The organism is Enterobacter vonholyi (genome assembly GCF_040834095.1).
Lineage (GTDB): Bacteria > Pseudomonadota > Gammaproteobacteria > Enterobacterales > Enterobacteriaceae > Enterobacter > Enterobacter vonholyi.
In genome coordinates, this window is sequence record NZ_CP162152.1 from 499,251 (window position 1) to 516,316 (window position 17,066).

Consider the following 17,066-nt stretch of genomic DNA (forward strand, 5'->3'; position numbering starts at 1 on the left):
TTTGCTGTCTCACCGGTGATGTGAGGCAGCAACGTCCCAAACGTTCCTGCTTGAAAAATTGAGTGCCTCTCAGGTACGGCTTTGCCACGCCTGAAGGAATTGCTGCGTCCGCATTCGCGGATGCGGAGGAATGACTATGTTTAAAAGTATCACCCGGCAGCTGCAGGCCCTGCTGAGCCGCCACCTGCCACACCGTCTTGTTCAGCGCGACCCGCTGCCTAATGCCAAAAACATGGCGGGGGCGGCGATCCCCGCGTCCCTGACCGAACGCTGCCTGAACGTGGCGGCGATGGATGAAAACGAAGTCTGGCGCGCCTTTGGCGGACACCCGGAAGGTCTGAACGCGGCAGAAGTGGAAAAAATCCGCGCCGTGCATGGCGATAACCTCATCCCGGCGCAAAAGCCGTCTCCGTGGTGGGTGCATCTGTGGCTCTGCTACCGCAACCCGTTCAACCTGCTGCTGACCGTGCTCGGCCTCATCTCCTACGCGACGGAAGATCTGTTTGCCGCAGGCGTCATTGCCCTGATGGTCGGTATCTCCACGCTGCTGAACTTTATCCAGGAAGCCCGCTCTACCAAAGCGGCGGACGCCCTGAAGGCGATGGTCAGCAACACCGCGACCGTCTCGCGGGTGATTAACGATCTCGGCGAAAACGCCTGGGTGGAGCTGCCGATCGACCAGCTGGTGCCGGGCGATCTGGTGAAGCTGGCCGCGGGTGACATGATCCCGGCGGATTTACGCATCATCCAGGCGCGCGATCTTTTCGTCGCGCAGGCCTCCCTGACCGGGGAATCCCTGCCCGTTGAAAAGGTGGCGCGCAGCCGCGACCCGCAGCAGATGAATCCGCTCGAGTGCGACACCCTGTGCTTTATGGGCACCACGGTAGTCAGCGGTACCGCGCAGGCGATTGTCACCGCCACCGGGGGCAACACCTGGTTTGGCCAGCTTGCCGGACGCGTCAGCGAGCAGGAGAACGAGCCGAATGCCTTCCAGAAAGGGATTGGCCGCGTCAGCATGCTGCTGATCCGCTTTATGATGGTGATGACGCCGATCGTGCTGCTGATCAACGGCTACACCAAAGGAGACTGGTGGGAAGCGGCGCTGTTTGCGCTCTCCGTGGCGGTCGGCTTAACGCCGGAAATGCTGCCGATGATCGTCACCTCCACGCTGGCGCGCGGTGCGGTGAAGCTCTCTAAACAAAAAGTGATCGTTAAACACCTCGATGCCATTCAGAACTTTGGCGCGATGGACATCCTTTGTACCGATAAAACCGGCACCCTGACGCAGGACAAAATCGTGCTGGAGAACCACACCGATATCTCCGGCAAAACCAGCGAGCGCGTCCTTCACAGCGCGTGGCTGAACAGCCATTATCAGACCGGGCTGAAAAACCTGCTCGACGTTGCGGTGCTGGAAGGGGTGGATGAAGAGTCCGCCCGCACGCTCTCCGGCCGCTGGCAGAAGGTGGATGAAATCCCGTTCGACTTTGAGCGCCGCCGCATGTCGGTGGTGGTGAGCGAGCAGACGGACGTCCACCAGCTGATCTGCAAAGGCGCGCTGCAGGAGATCCTCAACGTGTCGACGCAGGTTCGCTATAACGGCGACATCGTGCCGCTGGACGACACCATGCTGCGCCGCATCAAGCGCGTCACCGACAACCTGAACCGTCAGGGGCTGCGCGTCGTGGCGGTCGCGAGCAAGTTCCTGCCCGCGCGAGAGGGTGATTACCAGCGTATTGACGAATCCGATCTGATCCTTGAGGGCTACATCGCCTTCCTCGACCCGCCGAAAGAGACCACCGCACCGGCGCTGAAGGCGCTGAAGGCGAGCGGTATTACCGTCAAAATTCTCACCGGCGACAGCGAGCTGGTGGCGGCGAAAGTGTGCCATGAAGTGGGGCTGGACGCGGGCGACGTGGTGGTGGGGAGCGATATTGAACATCTCTCTGATGACGAGCTGGCGAAGCTTGCCCAGCGTACCACGCTGTTTGCCCGTCTGACGCCGATGCACAAAGAGCGCATCGTCACCCTGCTCAAGCGCGAAGGGCACGTGGTGGGCTTTATGGGCGACGGCATTAACGACGCGCCCGCGCTGCGTGCGGCGGATATCGGTATTTCCGTCGACGGGGCGGTGGATATCGCCCGCGAAGCGGCGGATATCATTCTGCTGGAAAAAAGCCTGATGGTGCTGGAGGAGGGCGTGATTGAAGGGCGCCGTACCTTTGCCAATATGCTCAAGTACATCAAGATGACCGCCAGCTCCAACTTCGGTAACGTCTTCAGCGTGCTGGTGGCGAGCGCGTTTCTACCGTTCCTTCCGATGCTGCCGCTGCACCTGCTGATCCAGAACCTGATGTACGACGTGTCTCAGGTGGCGATCCCGTTTGATAACGTGGACGACGAGCAGATCCAGAAGCCGCAGCACTGGAACCCGGCAGATCTCGGGCGCTTCATGCTGTTCTTTGGCCCGATCAGCTCCATCTTCGACATCCTGACCTTCTGCCTGATGTGGTTTGTGTTCCATGCCAACACCCCGGAACACCAGACGCTGTTCCAGTCCGGCTGGTTCGTGGTAGGCCTGCTGTCGCAGACGCTAATTGTGCATATGATCCGCACCCGCCGCATTCCGTTCATCCAGAGCCGTGCCGCGTGGCCGCTGATTGTGATGACGGGGATTGTGATGGCGCTCGGCATCGCGCTGCCGTTCTCACCGCTGGCAAGCTACCTGCAGCTGCAGGCGCTGCCGCTGAGCTACTTCCCTTGGCTGGTGGCGATCCTCGCCGGTTATATGGTGCTGACCCAGATGGTGAAAGGGTTCTATGCGCGTCGGTATGGGTGGCAGTAAAAACATACCCTCACCCTAACCCTCTCCCTGAAAGGGAGAGGGGACCGCTCGGTGCCGCCTTTCACTCTCGCCCCTTTGGGGAGAGGGCCGGGGTGAGGGGACTGGCTTTCCTCCCAAATTCAATAACCTGTGATCTCCGTCGGCGCATTCGCTTGACGACAAATTGAGCGCATGTTAACAGAATGTTTTGCCTTTATTTGGCCCGTCAGATAAGGAACATTCATGTTACGGTACAGTCTCTTAACCGCCGGGCTGATGCTCGGCGCCTCTGCCTTTGCTGCCCCGGCAGGCGATCTCCCCTTAATGCCCTGGCCTGCCAAGGTCGAACGCCCGACGACCCAGGGTGCGCTGGTGCTCAGCAACAACGTATCCATTAGCGTCAGCGGGGACGATCTCGGTGACGCCGTCAGCCGCCTGCGCCAGCGCATCGCCCTGCAAACCGGCTGGACGCTGCAGCCGCAGGCTGAAAAGCCGGACAAACCAACTATCCGCATCGCGATTGCCAAAAAGGTCAAGCCGCAGCCGCTGCCGGACAGCGATGAAACCTATAGGCTCACGGTAGACGCCAACGGCGTCGATATCTCCGCCAACACTCGCTTCGGCGCGCTGCGCGCCATGGAAACGCTGCTCCAGCTGATGCAGAACGGCGCGGAAAACACCTCGCTGCCGTGGGTCACCATTGAAGATTCGCCGCGCTTCCCGTGGCGTGGGCTGCTGCTCGACTCGGCGCGCCACTTTATCCCGCTGCCGGATATCAAGCGCCAGATCGACGGCATGGCCGCGGCGAAGCTCAACGTCCTGCACTGGCACCTGACCGACGACCAGGGCTGGCGCTTCAGCTCGAAGCGCTATCCTAAGCTGACGCAGCTTGCCAGCGACGGGCTGTTCTACACGCCTGAACAGATGCGTGAGGTGGTGCGCTACGCCGCCGAACGCGGTATCCGCGTGGTGCCGGAGATCGACATGCCGGGCCACGCCTCGACGATTGCCGTAGCCTATCCGGAGCTGATGAGCGCGCCGGGGCCGTACTCCATGGAGCGCCACTGGGGCGTGCTGAAGCCGGTGCTGGATCCCACAAAAGAGGCAACCTACGCCTTTGCTGACGCGATGGTCAGCGAACTGGCGGCGATCTTCCCCGATCCGTATCTGCATATCGGCGGTGACGAGGTGGATGACAGCCAGTGGAAAGCGAACCCGGCCATCCAGCAGTTTATGCGCGACAACAGGCTGGCGGACAGCCACGCGCTGCAGGCCTATTTTAACCGCAGGCTGGAAACGATCCTCGAGAAGCATCACCGCCAGATGGTCGGCTGGGATGAGATCTACCATCCCGATCTGCCGAAAAGCATTCTGATTCAGTCCTGGCAGGGGCAGGACGCGCTGGGGCAGGTGGCGCAGAACGGCTACAAGGGCATTCTCTCCACCGGTTTCTATCTCGATCAGCCCCAGTCCACCGCCTATCACTACCGCAACGAGATCGTCCCGCAGGGGCTGAACGGCGTGGATGTGATTGCCGACACCGACAGCGTCCAGAGCTGGGCCTTCTCCATGCCGCGCCTGAAGGGCAAGCCGGTGGAGGGGAGCTTCACGCTGGTGAAAGGGGACGCAGGCTGGCGCGGGTTTATTGATTTTGCCGGGAAATCGCGCCGTGCGGTGCAGAACATCGAGTGGCGCGATGACAGCCAGGTCACGTTTACCGTCGATACGTGGATGGGCGAAACGCGCCCGGTCGTCACCGTCGATAACGACAAACTCGCCGGTTATTTCCTCGTCGGGAATACGCGCTACCCGATTAGCGGCACGCGTCTGGACGACGTGCCGAAAGGCGTTCCGCCCGTCGTGCCGGACGTGGCGAATCAGGCCAACCTGCTCGGCGGCGAAGCGGCGCTATGGGCGGAAAACGTGGTGGCGCCGGTGCTGGATATCCGCCTGTGGCCGCGCACCTTTGCGGTGGCGGAGCGGCTGTGGTCCGCGCAGGACGTCAACGACGTCGATAACATGTACACCCGCCTGCAGGCGATGGACAGCTGGTCGACGGTGTCGGTCGGGCTGCAGCAGCATACCCAGCAGCAGGTGCAGTTCACGCGCCTTGCCGGTAATGCCGACACGCTGCCGCTGCAAATCCTCGCACAGGCGGTAGAGCCTGCGCAGTATTACACCCGCCAGCACCTGAAGTTCCAGGCCGGAAACTACCATCAGTTTGAGCCCCTCAACCGCTTTGCCGATGCGCTGAACGCTGAAAGCGCCACCGTGCGCCAGATGCACAAATGGGCGGACCGCCTGGTGAGCGATGCGGAAGACGCGGAAAGCGCCGACGCGCTGCGCCACGTCTTTAACCGCTGGCAGAGCAACACCAGCGACGCGCTGGCGCTAAGTGAAAACAGCTATCAGCTAAAGGCGATGAAGCCGGTGATCCAGGAGGTGGATAAGCTGGCGTCGATTGGCCTGCGGCTCACCGACCTGGTGGCGCGCCAGGGCACGCTGGATGATAAAGAGATAGCCTCGATTCAGAGCGAGCTGGATAACGCGGCGAAGGTGCAGGACGAAGTGGTGATTGCGGCGGTCTATCCGCTGGAGACGCTGCTCAGGGCGACGCGGAATCAGTAGCAAGCAACAAAAAAGGCAGCCTGGGCTGCCTTTTTTATAGCCAAAGCGAATTAACGACGAACGGCAATCGCTTCGATTTCAATTTTCACGTCTTTTGGCAGACGCGCCACTTCCACGCAGGAGCGCGCCGGGAAGGTGGCGTTGTGCTCGGTGAAGAACGCTTCGTAGGTGGCGTTAACGGTCGCGAAATCGTTCAGATCCTTCACGAAAACGGTAGTTTTCACGATATCACCCACTTTCAGACCGGCAGATTCAACGATAGCCTGCACGTTTTCCAGCGACTGACGCGCCTGTGCCGCGACATCTTCCGGCACCGCGCCGGTTTTTGGGTTCACCGGGATCTGCCCGGAAGTGATGATCATGCTACCCAGATCAACGCCCTGAACGTAAGGGCCGATAGCCGCTGGTGCATTTTCCGTCGCGAGTACTTTGCTCATGTTTTCTCCAGAATTACAGCGTTAAGAATGTTCCCGGCCATTATAACAGCCGGGATTTCATTACCAACCTCAATTAGTTGGCCAGCACCACATAATGAGAAAACTCTTTTTCGCAGTATTTGCATTTGAGCGCGATGTCATCGGCGCGTTTTTTCACTGCAAAGCTGGAGGAAACCGGCTCAGCGTGACTGATGCAGTTGCTGTTCGGGCAGACCAGCACGCTTTCGATGCGATCCGGCAGGCTCGGACGGGATTTGCCGACCACTTCATACTCGTCGATGCGGTTGACGGTAGCGTCCGGCGCGTACAGCGACAGCTGGTTGACCTGCTCGTCGGTCAGGAAGGTGTTCTCGATTTTAATCAGGTCTTTGCGGCCCATCTCGCCCGACGGCAGGTTCAGGCCGATGGTGATGCGCTGGTCGGTTTCGGTCAGTTTGAACAGCGTCAGCAGCTTAAAGCCCACCTGCGCAGGGATGTGGTCAATCACGGTGCCGCGCTTGATGGCTTCAACCTGGAGTTTGTTATCGTGTGTCATGGTCGTTTTCCCCTTACAGTGCCAATTCGCGATTCAGAACCAGTGCCAGTAACGCCTGGCGGGCGAAGATGCCGTTTCCGGCCTGCTGGAAGTACCAGGCGTGCGGCGTCTTATCCACGTCTGTGGTGATCTCATCGATGCGCGGCAGCGGATGCAGCACCTTCATGTTGTCGCGCGCGCCCTCGAGGTCGCTGGCGCGCAGCACGAACTGTGCCTTCACGTTGGCGTATTCGGACGGATCCAGACGCTCTTTCTGCACGCGGGTCATGTACAGAATATCCACGTGGCTCATCACCTCTTCGATGCTGGCGTGCAGGCTCCACTGAATGCCTTTCTCATCCAGCATGTCGAGAATGTACTGCGGCATCGCCAGCGCGTCCGGGGCGATGAAGAAGAAGCGGTTGCCGTTAAATTTCGCCAGCGCCTGGGTCAGGGAGTGGACGGTGCGGCCATACTTCAGGTCGCCGACCATGGCGATATTCAGGTTCTCGAGCTTGCCCTGCGTCTCATGAATGGTGAACAGATCCAGCAGGGTCTGCGTCGGGTGCTGGTTGGCACCGTCACCGGCGTTCAGTACCGGAATGCCGCCGGAGAACTCGGTCGCCAGACGCGCCGCGCCCTCCTGCGGATGACGCATCACAATCGCGTCGACGTAGGTGCTGATCACTGAAATGGTGTCCGCCAGGGTTTCGCCTTTTTTACCCAGCGACGTGTTGCTGCTGTCCGAGAAACCCACCACGCTCGCGCCCAGGCGGTGCATGGAGGTCTCAAAGGAGAGACGGGTGCGGGTCGAGGCTTCAAAGAAGCAGCTCGCAATCACCTTGTGCTTCAGCAGCTCCGGTTGCGGATTGGCCTTCAGTTTTGCCGCGGTTTCCAGAACCAGTTCCAGCTCTTCGCGGCTGAGGTCGTTTATGGAAATGATGTGTTTTTGATAAAGCGGATTCATGTTTATCTCCTGACGCCGGGCAAAAAAAAGCCCCTCAAATGAGGGGCTCTGGGAATAGGTTTAGCAACGGGAAGAAAAACGGCAGGCCAGCGTCTGATTTCAGACGCGGTAAGACGTTATGTCGTACACGCTTGACCATGCTTCCTCCCGGCAAATTGTCGGGCATTATACGCAGCTCGCTTTTCGGATCAAGCGATTTAATGCACGCTTTACTCAATGCAAACGGTTCTTTATGAATATTAATGCGTTCTGAGTAAATAATTAATTTGCTTATGCACCAGTGCGGTGCGCTTCACGACCCGGGGAGCGACCCAGACGATACTGCTGCCGGCCACCACGCCTAAAATTTCCGGTAGCTGGTGATAATCCAGAATACGCGCCACCGCGCGGCCATATCCGGCAACGGTATGAACAAGGATAAACTCGCTATTGTGCTCGACGCTGACCACCATTTCGGACACGGTACGCGCGGCGTCGGGGGCAGGGCGCAGCTGGGGATTCAGCGAATAAATCTTAAGCCCTTTGGCATTTCGAATTTTTATGACGCCGAGCAATTTAAGCAGACGTGAAACGGTGGACTGGCTGATGGTTTCAAAACCACGCTCCTGCAAATCCCGGCGGATCTCCTCCTGAGAAAGATAGCTCTTTTCTGCGATCAGGCGCTGGCAGACCGTCAGCTGTAGTTGCTCTTTGGGAGAGTACTCTTCGTAATCCATCATAGTTCCCATATCAGTTCCTGAAATAACCGGTGGCACCGCACCGATCCGTAGGCCGGATAAGCGCAGCGCCATCCGGCAAATCACAACAAGGCACCCAGACTTAACGCCACCATAATCACCACCGTTAAAATGCCCAGCAGCGGCGCCACCCATTTCAGATAACGCACGTAGGGCACGCGGGCGATAGCCAGTCCGCCCATCACGACGGCAGAAGTGGGCGTGACGAGGTTAACGATGCCGGAGGCCGACTGGTAAGCCGTCACCACCAGGTCGCGGTTGACGTTAGCGAAATCGGCAAGCGGCGCCATGATCGGCATCGTCAGAACGGCCAGGCCGGATGAAGAAGGCACAAGAAACGACAGCACGACCTCCAGCCAGTACATCACGTTGATAAACGCTACCGTGGACAACCCGCTGACCAGCCCTTCCGCGCTGTGCAAAATGGTGTGGGTAATCATGCCCTTATCCATGATGACTACGATACCGCGCGCGATGCCGATAATCAGCGCGACGCCCAGCAAATCTCGCGCGCCGTTGATAAACGTCGACGTCAGCTCCTCTTCGCTCATGCGGGCAATCAGGCCGACGATAATCGCGCTGGCGAGAAACACCGCTGAGATCTCTGCCATCCACCAGCCCAGCACCGCCACGCCGTAGATCATCACCGCGAAGGCGAGGGCGAAAATCACCAGGATGATTTTGCGCACCAGGGTGAATTCCAGCGACTGTTCGCCCTTGTCGCCGAGAAAATGGGCGCGGTTCTCTTCCTGCTTATCCGCGACGATCGACAGCGACGGATCCTGGCGCACCTTACGGGCGTAACGCATCACCCACGCCACGCAGATGATCCAGCCGATAACCAGCAGCGCCACGCGCAGGGCGATACCGTTAGTGAAGGGGATCCCGGCGGCGTTGGCGGCGATCACCGTGGCAAACGGGTTAATGGTAGAGCCGAGCGTGCCGATCCCCGCCCCGAGCAGCACGGTAGAGGCGGCGACAACCGGATCGAACCGGGCGGCCAGCATCACCGGCACCAGCAGGGTGTAGAACGGCAGAGACTCTTCGGCCATGCCGTAAATCGTGCCGCCCGCGGCAAACAGCGCCATAAGGATCGGGATCATCCACTCCTCGCGCCCGCGTAGTCGCGTAGTGACGCGTTCGATCCCCGCATCAATCGCCCCGGTTTTGGTGACGATCCCGAGAAAACCGCCGATGATCAGGATAAACAGCGCGACGTCGATCGCCCCGGCCTGGCCGGAGACCGGATCGTACAGCCCGGCGATGGGCGCCATCAGGACGGAAACCAGCCCCTGCGGATGTGCCGCCACGTGCGCGTAGGTGCCGGCAATCGGGACTTCTTTACCGAGGGTTTCGTTCATCGCCATCTGGTACTGACCGGCGGGGACGACCCAGCTCAGCGCCGCCACAACGGCAATCAGGAAAAAGAGAATGGTGTAAGCGGAGGGAAACTTGAACTTGCCCATGATGTTCTCCTTAAACCCGGCGCACCCGCGGCGCGCCGGGCGGTGATTAGTCGCCGAGTGTCGCCACCATGACCGCTTTAATGGTGTGCATGCGGTTCTCTGCTTCGTCGAAGACGATGGAATTCGGCGATTCGAAGACCTCTTCCGTCACTTCCAGCCCCTTCAGGCCGTACGCCATCTCGATCTCGCGGCCCACTTTGGTGTGTTCGTTGTGGAACGCCGGCAGGCAGTGCATGAATTTGACGTTCGGATTGCCGGTGGCCTTCATCACCTGGGCGTTAATCTGATACGGCTTCATCAGGCTGACGCGCTCGGCCCAGGCTTCCTTCGGCTCGCCCATGGAGACCCACACGTCGGTGTAGAGGAAATCGGTCCCCAGCACGCCTTCTTCCACGTCGTCGGTGAGGGTGATGCGCGCGCCCGTCTCTTTCGCGATGGCGCGGCACTGTTCAACCAGCCCCGCTTCCGGCCAGAAGGATTTCGGCGCGACGAGGCGGATATCCATCCCCATCTTGGCCGCGCCTACCATCAGGGAATTGCCCATGTTGTTGCGCGCGTCGCCGAGATAGGCAAAGCTCAGCTCCGGCAGGGTTTTGCCCGGGGCGTGCTCCAGCATGGTCATCAGGTCGGCGAGAATTTGCGTTGGGTGGAACTCGTCGGTCAGGCCGTTCCACACCGGCACGCCCGCGTACTCGCCCAGCTCTTCGACGATGGCCTGACCATAGCCGCGGTATTCGATGCCGTCGTACATGCGGCCCAGCACGCGGGCGGTGTCTTTCATCGACTCTTTATGGCCAATCTGCGATCCGCTTGGGCCGAGATAGGTCACCTGCGCGCCCTGATCGAACGCGCCCACTTCAAAGGCGCAGCGGGTGCGGGTGGAGGTTTTTTCAAAGATCAGGGCGATGTTTTTCCCGACCAGGGTTTGCTTCTCGCGCCCGGCTTTTTTGGCGGCCTTGAGCTCAATAGCGAGGTCAATCAGGTACTGGATCTCCGCCGGGGTATAGTCCAGCAGTTTCAGGAAGTTGCGGTTTTTCAGGTTGATGGTCATGGCTAAATCCTTTTTAAAATGAGTGTTCAGTTACGAATCAACGTGCCTTTCTCGCCCGCGAGGATCTCCGCGCCGTCGGCCAGCGCGCCGATCCCGGCAATGCCGTTGCAGGCTTCAACGAACTCGCGGCAGGCGGCCACTTTCGGCCCCATCGATCCGGCGTCGAACTGCATGCCCCTGAGCAGCTCCGGCGTCACCTGCGCCAGCGGACGCTGGGTTGGTTTGCCCCAGTCGAGGTACACCGCGTCGGCATCGGTGAGGATCAGCAGGGCATCGGCTTCGATCTGGCGCGCCAGCAGGGCGGCGGAGAGGTCTTTGTCGATCACCGCCTCAATGCCGCGATAGCCGTTGGCGTGTTCCACCACCGGCACGCCGCCGCCGCCGTTGCAGATCACCAGGTGGTCACGCTGGATCAGCGCCGTGATGGCGTCGCTCTCGATGATGCGCTTCGGCTGCGGAGAGGGCACCACGCGGCGGACGTAGCTGCCGTCGGCCCTGAACACCCAGCTTTTTTCCGCTGCCAGCGCTTTTGCCTGGGCTTCGCTGTACACCGGGCCGATGTACTTGGTCGGGTTGCTGAAGGCCGGGTCGGCGGCGTCCACTTCTACCTGGGTGAGCAGAACGCTCACCTCGCGCTGCGGCAGATTGTTTTTCAGCGCCTGCTGGAGCATGTAGCCGATCATTCCCTGGCTTTCGGCGCCGAGAACGTCCAGCGGGTAGGGCGTGACTTTGTCGTAGGCGCTGTTCTGCAGCGCCAGAAGCCCGACCTGCGGCCCGTTGCCGTGCACCAGCACCACGCGCCACTGTTCTGTTAATCCGGCGATGGTGCGGGCGGCCTGCTCAATGTTCTGGCGCTGGATCTCCGCTTCCAGCGGCTCGCCGCGCTTGAGCAGCGCGTTGCCGCCCAGGGCCACAACCAGAGTGGGTTTTCGTTCCATGATGGCTCCTTTAAATTCCGTCGCGTTCAAGCGGGCAGCTCATGCAGCGCGCGCCGCCGCGGCCGCGTCCGAGTTCGTCGCCCGGAATGGGCAGCACGGTGATACCCGCTTTGTCGTACTTCTCGTTGGTCCATACGTTGCGCTCGTAGCCGATCACCACGCCGGGGCGGATGGTCAGGACGTTATTGGCGTCGTTCCACTGCTCGCGTTCGGCCTCAAAGGCGTCGCCGCCGGTGGTGATCAGACGCACCTGGTTAATGCCGAGCGCTTTCTCGATGGCGTGCAGCAGGTCGGTTTCCTGGGTGCGCAGCAGGCCGCCGCGTCCGTCCGGGGTGAGCGTCCAGCACTGGGCGTCCTTGCGCACCACTTCCGGGTAGACGGAGAAGGTGTCCACGTCGATGTGGGTCATGACGGTGTCGAGGTGCATGCAGGAGCGGTGTTTTGGCAGCTCAACGGCGATTACGCGCTCGGCCTGACGGTGTTTGAACAGGCTGTTGGCGAGGAACTCCACGCCCTGCGGGGTGGTGCGTTCAGACATGCCGATCAATACCGCGCCGCGGCCAATAACCAATACGTCGCCGCCTTCTAAAGTGGCGTGGTCGTAATTAATATTCTCGTCGCCGAAATACTTAATAAAATCGCCGTCGGCGAACGCCGGGTGCCAGCGATATATTGCCCGCAGGTTATTGGTTTCACGCTGACGCGCCGGTTTGGCCATTGGGTTAATAGAGACGCCGTTATAGATCCAGCAGGAGGTATCGCGGGTAAATAAATGGTTCGGCAGTGGCTTCATAATAAAATCATTCGCCGTGTGGGTATCCACCACCATATTTTTAATGGCCGCCGGAATTTCACCGTAGGTTAATCCGCCGCTTAATCTGCGCGCCAGTTCCCGGTGCGGCATATCCGCCAGCCAGCCGCGTACGTCGCCAGCAAAGGTTGGGCCGAGGCGGTAATCAGAGATTTGCGTCTCCAGCAGCCAGGCTTTCGCCTCAGCGATATCAAGGGTTTGTGTCAGCAGGTCGGTCAGCAGCAGGACTTCCACCCCCTGCTCGCGCAGCGTGTTGGCGAAGATGTCATGCTCCTCACCCGCCCGCTCAACCGAGAGCACGTCATCAAATAGCAGCTCCTGACAGTTTGAGGGGGTTAACCGTTTCAGACTTAAATTTGGGCGGTGCAGCATAACGCTACGCAATTGACCAATTTCAGAACCGACGTAATGCTTTTCCATAATTATTCCTTTAACTGTTTTTCAGAATAAAAAGGGCATGCGCCATGTCATGTATTTAATTGCATGGCGGCTAAGCTCAATTGATTTCGTGGTTCATACTAGGCAGTTAAATAATCCGTATTGTGATATTGCTCACGCGAAAATGGATATTAAGCGGTTTGTTTTCATTTGCATGATTCGCATCAGATAATGATTAATTGGCTATTCTGGCGAGGTGAATAGCTAAGCACTATCCGTTGTCATTATTTGCAGTTGTTAGTGTTTTGTAGAATTTCATGCTTTGAAATATTTTGTTAAAACATTGATTTTAAATGTCTTTGTGGTTTTCGTGGAATGACTATGCAATATTGCTAATTAACTATTTTTGGCTTAAGGAAAATCAATAAATATTTATTGAATTTAATAGCAAATTATCAAAGTGCTAAAATGTGAAGCGGTAGCGAGTTTTGTTGTTAAGGCCTGACGATCAATGAGTTAGCGCAAGGGCGGGATAACGAAGAGCTGAAGATATGCATAATGACTGCATAAATGCCTGCGAGGGCTTAACAGCAAATTAACACCATTCCCGATAAACATGCGTTCGCGCAAAACCCGTCTAAAAAGCGCTGGTATGGCAGCCAGGATTCTCGTATAAAAGATAAAAATGAAACGTTGTTTTATATCGAGGGTTTTCTGATGATTATCGGCAACATCCACCATCTGCACTCCTGGCTGCCTGACGAACTGCGACAGGCCATTGAGCACGTTAAAACTCACGTCACCGACGCCACGCCGCTCGGCAAGCACGACGTCAACGGCAACAGCCTGTTTTATCTTGTCTCCGAAGACACGACCCAGCCGTTCGCCGAGCGCCGCGCCGAGTACCACGCGCGCTATCTGGATATTCAGATCGTGATGAAGGGTCAGGAAGGGATGACCTTCAGCACCCTGCCGCACGGCACGCCGGACACCGACTGGCTGGCGGATAAAGATATCGCCTTCCTGCCGGAAGGCGAGCAGGAGAAAACCGTGGTGTTGAGCGAAGGGGATTTTGTGGTGTTCTGGCCGGGTGAGGTGCACAAGCCGCTGTGCGCGGTGGGGGCACCTGCTAAGGTCAGGAAAGTGGTGGTGAAGATGCTTGTAGAGTAACTCCTCTCCCAAGGGGAGAGGGTGTAAAAGTCCCCTCTCCCTGTGGGAGAGGGTTAGGGTGAGGGCATCAGGCCGCACCTTCCAATATGTGATCCAGCTTAAATTTCCCGCACTCCCTCTCCATCTCTCATTTACCTGCGCTTTTCCTGCGTCATAGTATGATCGTTAATTTAATGAACGCTGTTCTATAATGTAGAACATCATGATTCAGCAAGGAGATCTCATGCCGCAGTCCGCGTTGTTTACGGGAATCATTCCCCCTGTCTCCACTATTTTTACTGCCGATGGCCAGCTTGATGAGCAGGGCACCGCCGCGCTGATCGACGATCTGATCGCGGCAGGCGTTGACGGCCTGTTCTTCCTGGGCAGCGGCGGCGAGTTTTCCCAGCTCGGCGCCGAAGAGCGTAAAACCATTGCCCAATTTGCTATCGATCATGTCGATCGTCGCGTGCCGGTCCTGATCGGCACCGGCGGCACCAACGCCCGGGAAACCATTGCGCTCAGCCAGCACGCGCAGCAGGCGGGGGCGGACGGCATCGTGGTGATCAACCCTTACTACTGGAAAGTGTCGGAAGCGAACCTGATCCGCTACTTTGAGCAGGTGGCCGACAGCGTCACGCTGCCGGTAATGCTCTATAACTTCCCGGCGCTGACCGGGCAGGATCTGGCCCCGGCGCTGGTGAAAACCCTGGCCGACTCGCGCAGCAACATCGTCGGCATCAAAGACACCATCGACTCCGTCGCCCACCTGCGCAGCATGATCCACACCGTCAAAGCCGCCCATCCGCACTTCACCGTGCTGTGCGGCTACGACGATCATCTGTTTAATACCCTGCTGCTCGGCGGCGACGGGGCGATTTCGGCGAGCGGCAACTTTGCCCCGCAGGTGTCGGTGAATCTTCTGAAAGCCTGGCGGGATAAAGACGTGGCGAAAGCGGCTGAGTATCATCAGACCCTGCTGCAAATCCCGCAGATGTATCAGCTGGATACGCCGTTTGTGAACGTCATTAAAGAGGCGATAGTGCTCTGCGGTCGCCCGATCTCCACGCACGTGCTGCCGCCTGCCTCGCCGCTGGACGAGCCGCGCAAGGCGCAGCTGAAAACCCTGCTGCAACAGCTCAAGCTCTGCTGAGCCGGACGATAACCATGACCATCGAGAAAATTTTCACCCCACAGGACGATGCGTTTTATGCGGTGATTACCCATGCCGCGGGGCCGCAGGGCGCGCTACCGCTGACCCCGCAGATGCTGATGGAATCCCCCAGCGGCAACCTGTTCGGCATGACGCAGAACGCAGGAATGGGCTGGGACGCCAACAGGCTGACCGGGAAAGAGGTGCTGATCATCGGTACCCAGGGGGGCATTCGCGCCGGGGACGGACGCCCGGTTGCGCTGGGCTACCACACCGGGCACTGGGAAATCGGTATGCAGATGCAGGCGGCGGCGAAGGAGATCGCCCGCAACGGCGGGATCCCGTTTGCTGCCTTCGTCAGCGATCCGTGCGACGGGCGCTCTCAGGGCACGCACGGCATGTTCGACTCTCTACCGTACCGCAACGACGCGGCGATCGTGTTTCGCCGTCTGATCCGCTCTCTGCCCACGCGGCGGGCGGTGATCGGCGTCGCCACCTGTGATAAAGGGCTGCCCGCCACCATGATTGCCCTGGCCTCGATGCACGACCTGCCGACCATTCTGGTGCCGGGCGGGGCGACGCTGCCGCCGACCGTGGGGGAAGACGCGGGCAAGGTGCAGACCATCGGCGCGCGCTTTGCCAACCACGAACTCTCCCTGCAGGAGGCCGCCGAGCTGGGCTGTCGCGCCTGCGCGTCGCCGGGCGGTGGGTGTCAGTTCCTCGGCACGGCGGGTACCTCGCAGGTGGTCGCGGAAGCGCTCGGTCTGGCGCTGCCGCACTCCGCGCTGGCGCCGTCCGGGCAGGCTGTGTGGCTGGAAATTGCCCGCCAGTCGGCGCGCGCGGTCAGCGACCTGGATAACCGCGGCATCACCACGCGCGATATCCTCACCGACAAAGCCATCGAAAACGCGATGGTGATCCACGCGGCGTTCGGCGGCTCCACCAACTTACTGCTACACATTCCGGCCATCGCCCACGCGGCGGGCTGCACGATCCCGGACGTTGAGCACTGGACGCGCGTCAACCGTAAAGTGCCGCGCCTGGTGAGCGTGCTGCCCAACGGCCCGGACTATCACCCGACCGTGCGCGCCTTCCTGGCGGGCGGCGTGCCGGAGGTGATGCTCCATCTGCGCGATCTCGGCCTGCTGCATCTGGACGCCATGACCGTGACCGGCCAGACGGTGGGCGAAAACCTCGACTGGTGGCAGGCGTCCGAACGCCGGGCGCGCTTCCGCCAGTGCCTGCGCGAGCAGGACGGCGTGGATCCGGATGACGTGATCCTGCCGCCGGAGAAGGCAAAAGCGAAAGGGCTGACCTCAACGGTTTGCTTCCCGACGGGCAACATCGCGCCGGAAGGTTCGGTGATCAAGGCCACGGCGATCGATCCGTCGGTCGTCGGTGAAGATGGCGTTTACCGCCACACCGGCCGGGCGAGGGTGTTTGTCTCGGAAGCGCAGGCAATCAAGGCTATCAAGCGGGAAGAGATCAAGCAGGGCGATATCATGGTGGTGATCGGCGGCGGGCCGTCCGGCACCGGCATGGAAGAGACCTACCAGCTTACCTCCGCGCTGAAGCATATCTCGTGGGGCAAGACGGTATCGTTAATCACCGATGCGCGCTTCTCGGGCGTGTCAACGGGCGCCTGCTTCGGCCACGTGTCGCCGGAGGCGCTGGCGGGCGGGCCGATTGGCAAGCTGCGCAATAATGACATTATCGAGATAGCCGTCGACCGGCTGACATTAACAGGTAGCGTGAACTTTATCGGCACGGTGGACAACCCGCTGACGCCGGAGGAGGGCGCGCGCGAGCTGGCAATGCGGCAGACGCACCCGGACCTGCACGCCCACGACTTTTTGCCGGACGACACCCGGCTGTGGGCAGCATTACAGTCGGTCAGCGGCGGCACCTGGAAAGGCTGTATTTATGACACCGATAAAATTATCGAGGTAATTAACGCCGGTAAAAAAGCGCTCGGTATTTAATTATTTTTCACGCGATTGTCGTCTACGGAAT

Annotated in this window: 14 protein-coding genes and 1 pseudogene; 6 read left to right on the forward strand and 9 right to left on the reverse strand. The window is 59.5% G+C overall.

Translation table 11 applies throughout. The features are described 5' to 3' along the window. Positions 1-136: 136 nt before the first annotated feature. Both mgtA and AB3N39_RS02350 read left to right on the forward strand, forming a co-directional pair. Positions 137-2,845: a magnesium-translocating P-type ATPase gene (gene mgtA / locus AB3N39_RS02345; RefSeq protein WP_367897030.1), complete on the forward strand. Its 2,709-nt coding sequence runs from the start codon at positions 137-139 to the stop codon at positions 2,843-2,845. Positions 2,846-3,067: 222 nt separating this feature from the next. Further along, positions 3,068-5,452, forward strand: a complete 2,385-nt coding sequence (locus AB3N39_RS02350; RefSeq protein ID WP_367897031.1) for a beta-N-acetylhexosaminidase — start codon at positions 3,068-3,070, stop codon at positions 5,450-5,452. A 50-nt stretch (positions 5,453-5,502) separates the two neighbouring features. Here the strand turns inward: AB3N39_RS02350 and ridA are convergent, their stop codons facing one another. The 4 genes from ridA to AB3N39_RS02370 form a co-directional block, all read right to left on the reverse strand. Beyond that, positions 5,503-5,889, reverse strand: a complete 387-nt coding sequence (gene ridA, locus AB3N39_RS02355; RefSeq protein ID WP_008501391.1) for a 2-iminobutanoate/2-iminopropanoate deaminase — start codon at positions 5,887-5,889, stop codon at positions 5,503-5,505. 73 nt (positions 5,890-5,962) lie between these two features. Next, positions 5,963-6,424 carry an aspartate carbamoyltransferase regulatory subunit gene (gene pyrI, locus AB3N39_RS02360; RefSeq protein WP_023310197.1) on the reverse strand — a complete coding sequence of 154 codons (462 nt, stop codon included), beginning with the start codon at positions 6,422-6,424 and terminating at the stop codon, positions 5,963-5,965. Between the two features lie 13 nt (positions 6,425-6,437). Beyond that, entirely contained in the window at positions 6,438-7,370 is a 933-nt protein-coding gene (pyrB, locus tag AB3N39_RS02365; RefSeq protein WP_288462622.1) for an aspartate carbamoyltransferase, read from the reverse strand. A 34-nt stretch (positions 7,371-7,404) separates the two neighbouring features. Then, positions 7,405-7,509, reverse strand: coding sequence for a pyrBI operon leader peptide (locus tag AB3N39_RS02370; protein ID WP_022646880.1), 105 nt, complete (start codon positions 7,507-7,509; stop codon positions 7,405-7,407). On the opposite strand from AB3N39_RS02370, the pseudogene AB3N39_RS02375 reads away from it, so the two are divergent. Next, positions 7,489-7,613 (forward strand): annotated as a pseudogene (locus tag AB3N39_RS02375) (hypothetical protein). The gene AB3N39_RS02370 and the pseudogene AB3N39_RS02375 sit on opposite strands and share 21 nt — an antisense overlap. Here AB3N39_RS02375 and AB3N39_RS02380 read toward each other — a convergent pair. From AB3N39_RS02380 to arcA, 5 genes are all read right to left on the reverse strand, one after another. Continuing rightward, on the reverse strand, positions 7,610-8,089 hold the full coding sequence (locus AB3N39_RS02380; RefSeq protein WP_029739272.1) for an arginine repressor: 480 nt from the start codon (positions 8,087-8,089) through the stop codon (positions 7,610-7,612). The pseudogene AB3N39_RS02375 and the gene AB3N39_RS02380 overlap by 4 nt on opposite strands. An 80-nt stretch (positions 8,090-8,169) precedes the next feature. After that, positions 8,170-9,573 (reverse strand): YfcC family protein, encoded by a 1,404-nt coding sequence (locus AB3N39_RS02385; protein ID WP_047742986.1) that lies wholly within the window; start codon positions 9,571-9,573, stop codon positions 8,170-8,172. Between the two features lie 46 nt (positions 9,574-9,619). Continuing rightward, positions 9,620-10,624 (reverse strand): ornithine carbamoyltransferase, encoded by a 1,005-nt coding sequence (gene argF / locus AB3N39_RS02390; protein ID WP_133293664.1) that lies wholly within the window; start codon positions 10,622-10,624, stop codon positions 9,620-9,622. A gap of 26 nt (positions 10,625-10,650) precedes the next feature. Further along, positions 10,651-11,562, reverse strand: a complete 912-nt coding sequence (arcC, locus tag AB3N39_RS02395) for a carbamate kinase (RefSeq protein WP_133293665.1) — start codon at positions 11,560-11,562, stop codon at positions 10,651-10,653. Positions 11,563-11,572: 10 nt separating this feature from the next. Next, positions 11,573-12,793: an arginine deiminase gene (gene arcA, locus AB3N39_RS02400; RefSeq protein WP_008501384.1), complete on the reverse strand. Its 1,221-nt coding sequence runs from the start codon at positions 12,791-12,793 to the stop codon at positions 11,573-11,575. Positions 12,794-13,468: 675 nt separating this feature from the next. Here arcA and AB3N39_RS02405 point away from each other — a divergent pair. The 3 genes from AB3N39_RS02405 (at position 13,469) to yagF (ending at position 17,035) form a co-directional block, all read left to right on the forward strand. Continuing rightward, complete coding sequence (locus AB3N39_RS02405) at positions 13,469-13,921, forward strand: YhcH/YjgK/YiaL family protein (RefSeq protein ID WP_367897032.1); 453 nt, start codon at positions 13,469-13,471, stop codon at positions 13,919-13,921. A gap of 223 nt (positions 13,922-14,144) precedes the next feature. Beyond that, a complete protein-coding gene (yagE, locus tag AB3N39_RS02410; RefSeq protein ID WP_367897033.1) occupies positions 14,145-15,053 on the forward strand; it encodes a 2-keto-3-deoxygluconate aldolase in 909 nt (302 codons plus the stop codon). Positions 15,054-15,067: 14 nt separating this feature from the next. Beyond that, entirely contained in the window at positions 15,068-17,035 is a 1,968-nt protein-coding gene (yagF, locus tag AB3N39_RS02415) for a xylonate dehydratase YagF (protein ID WP_367897034.1), read from the forward strand. Positions 17,036-17,066 lie beyond the last annotated feature (31 nt).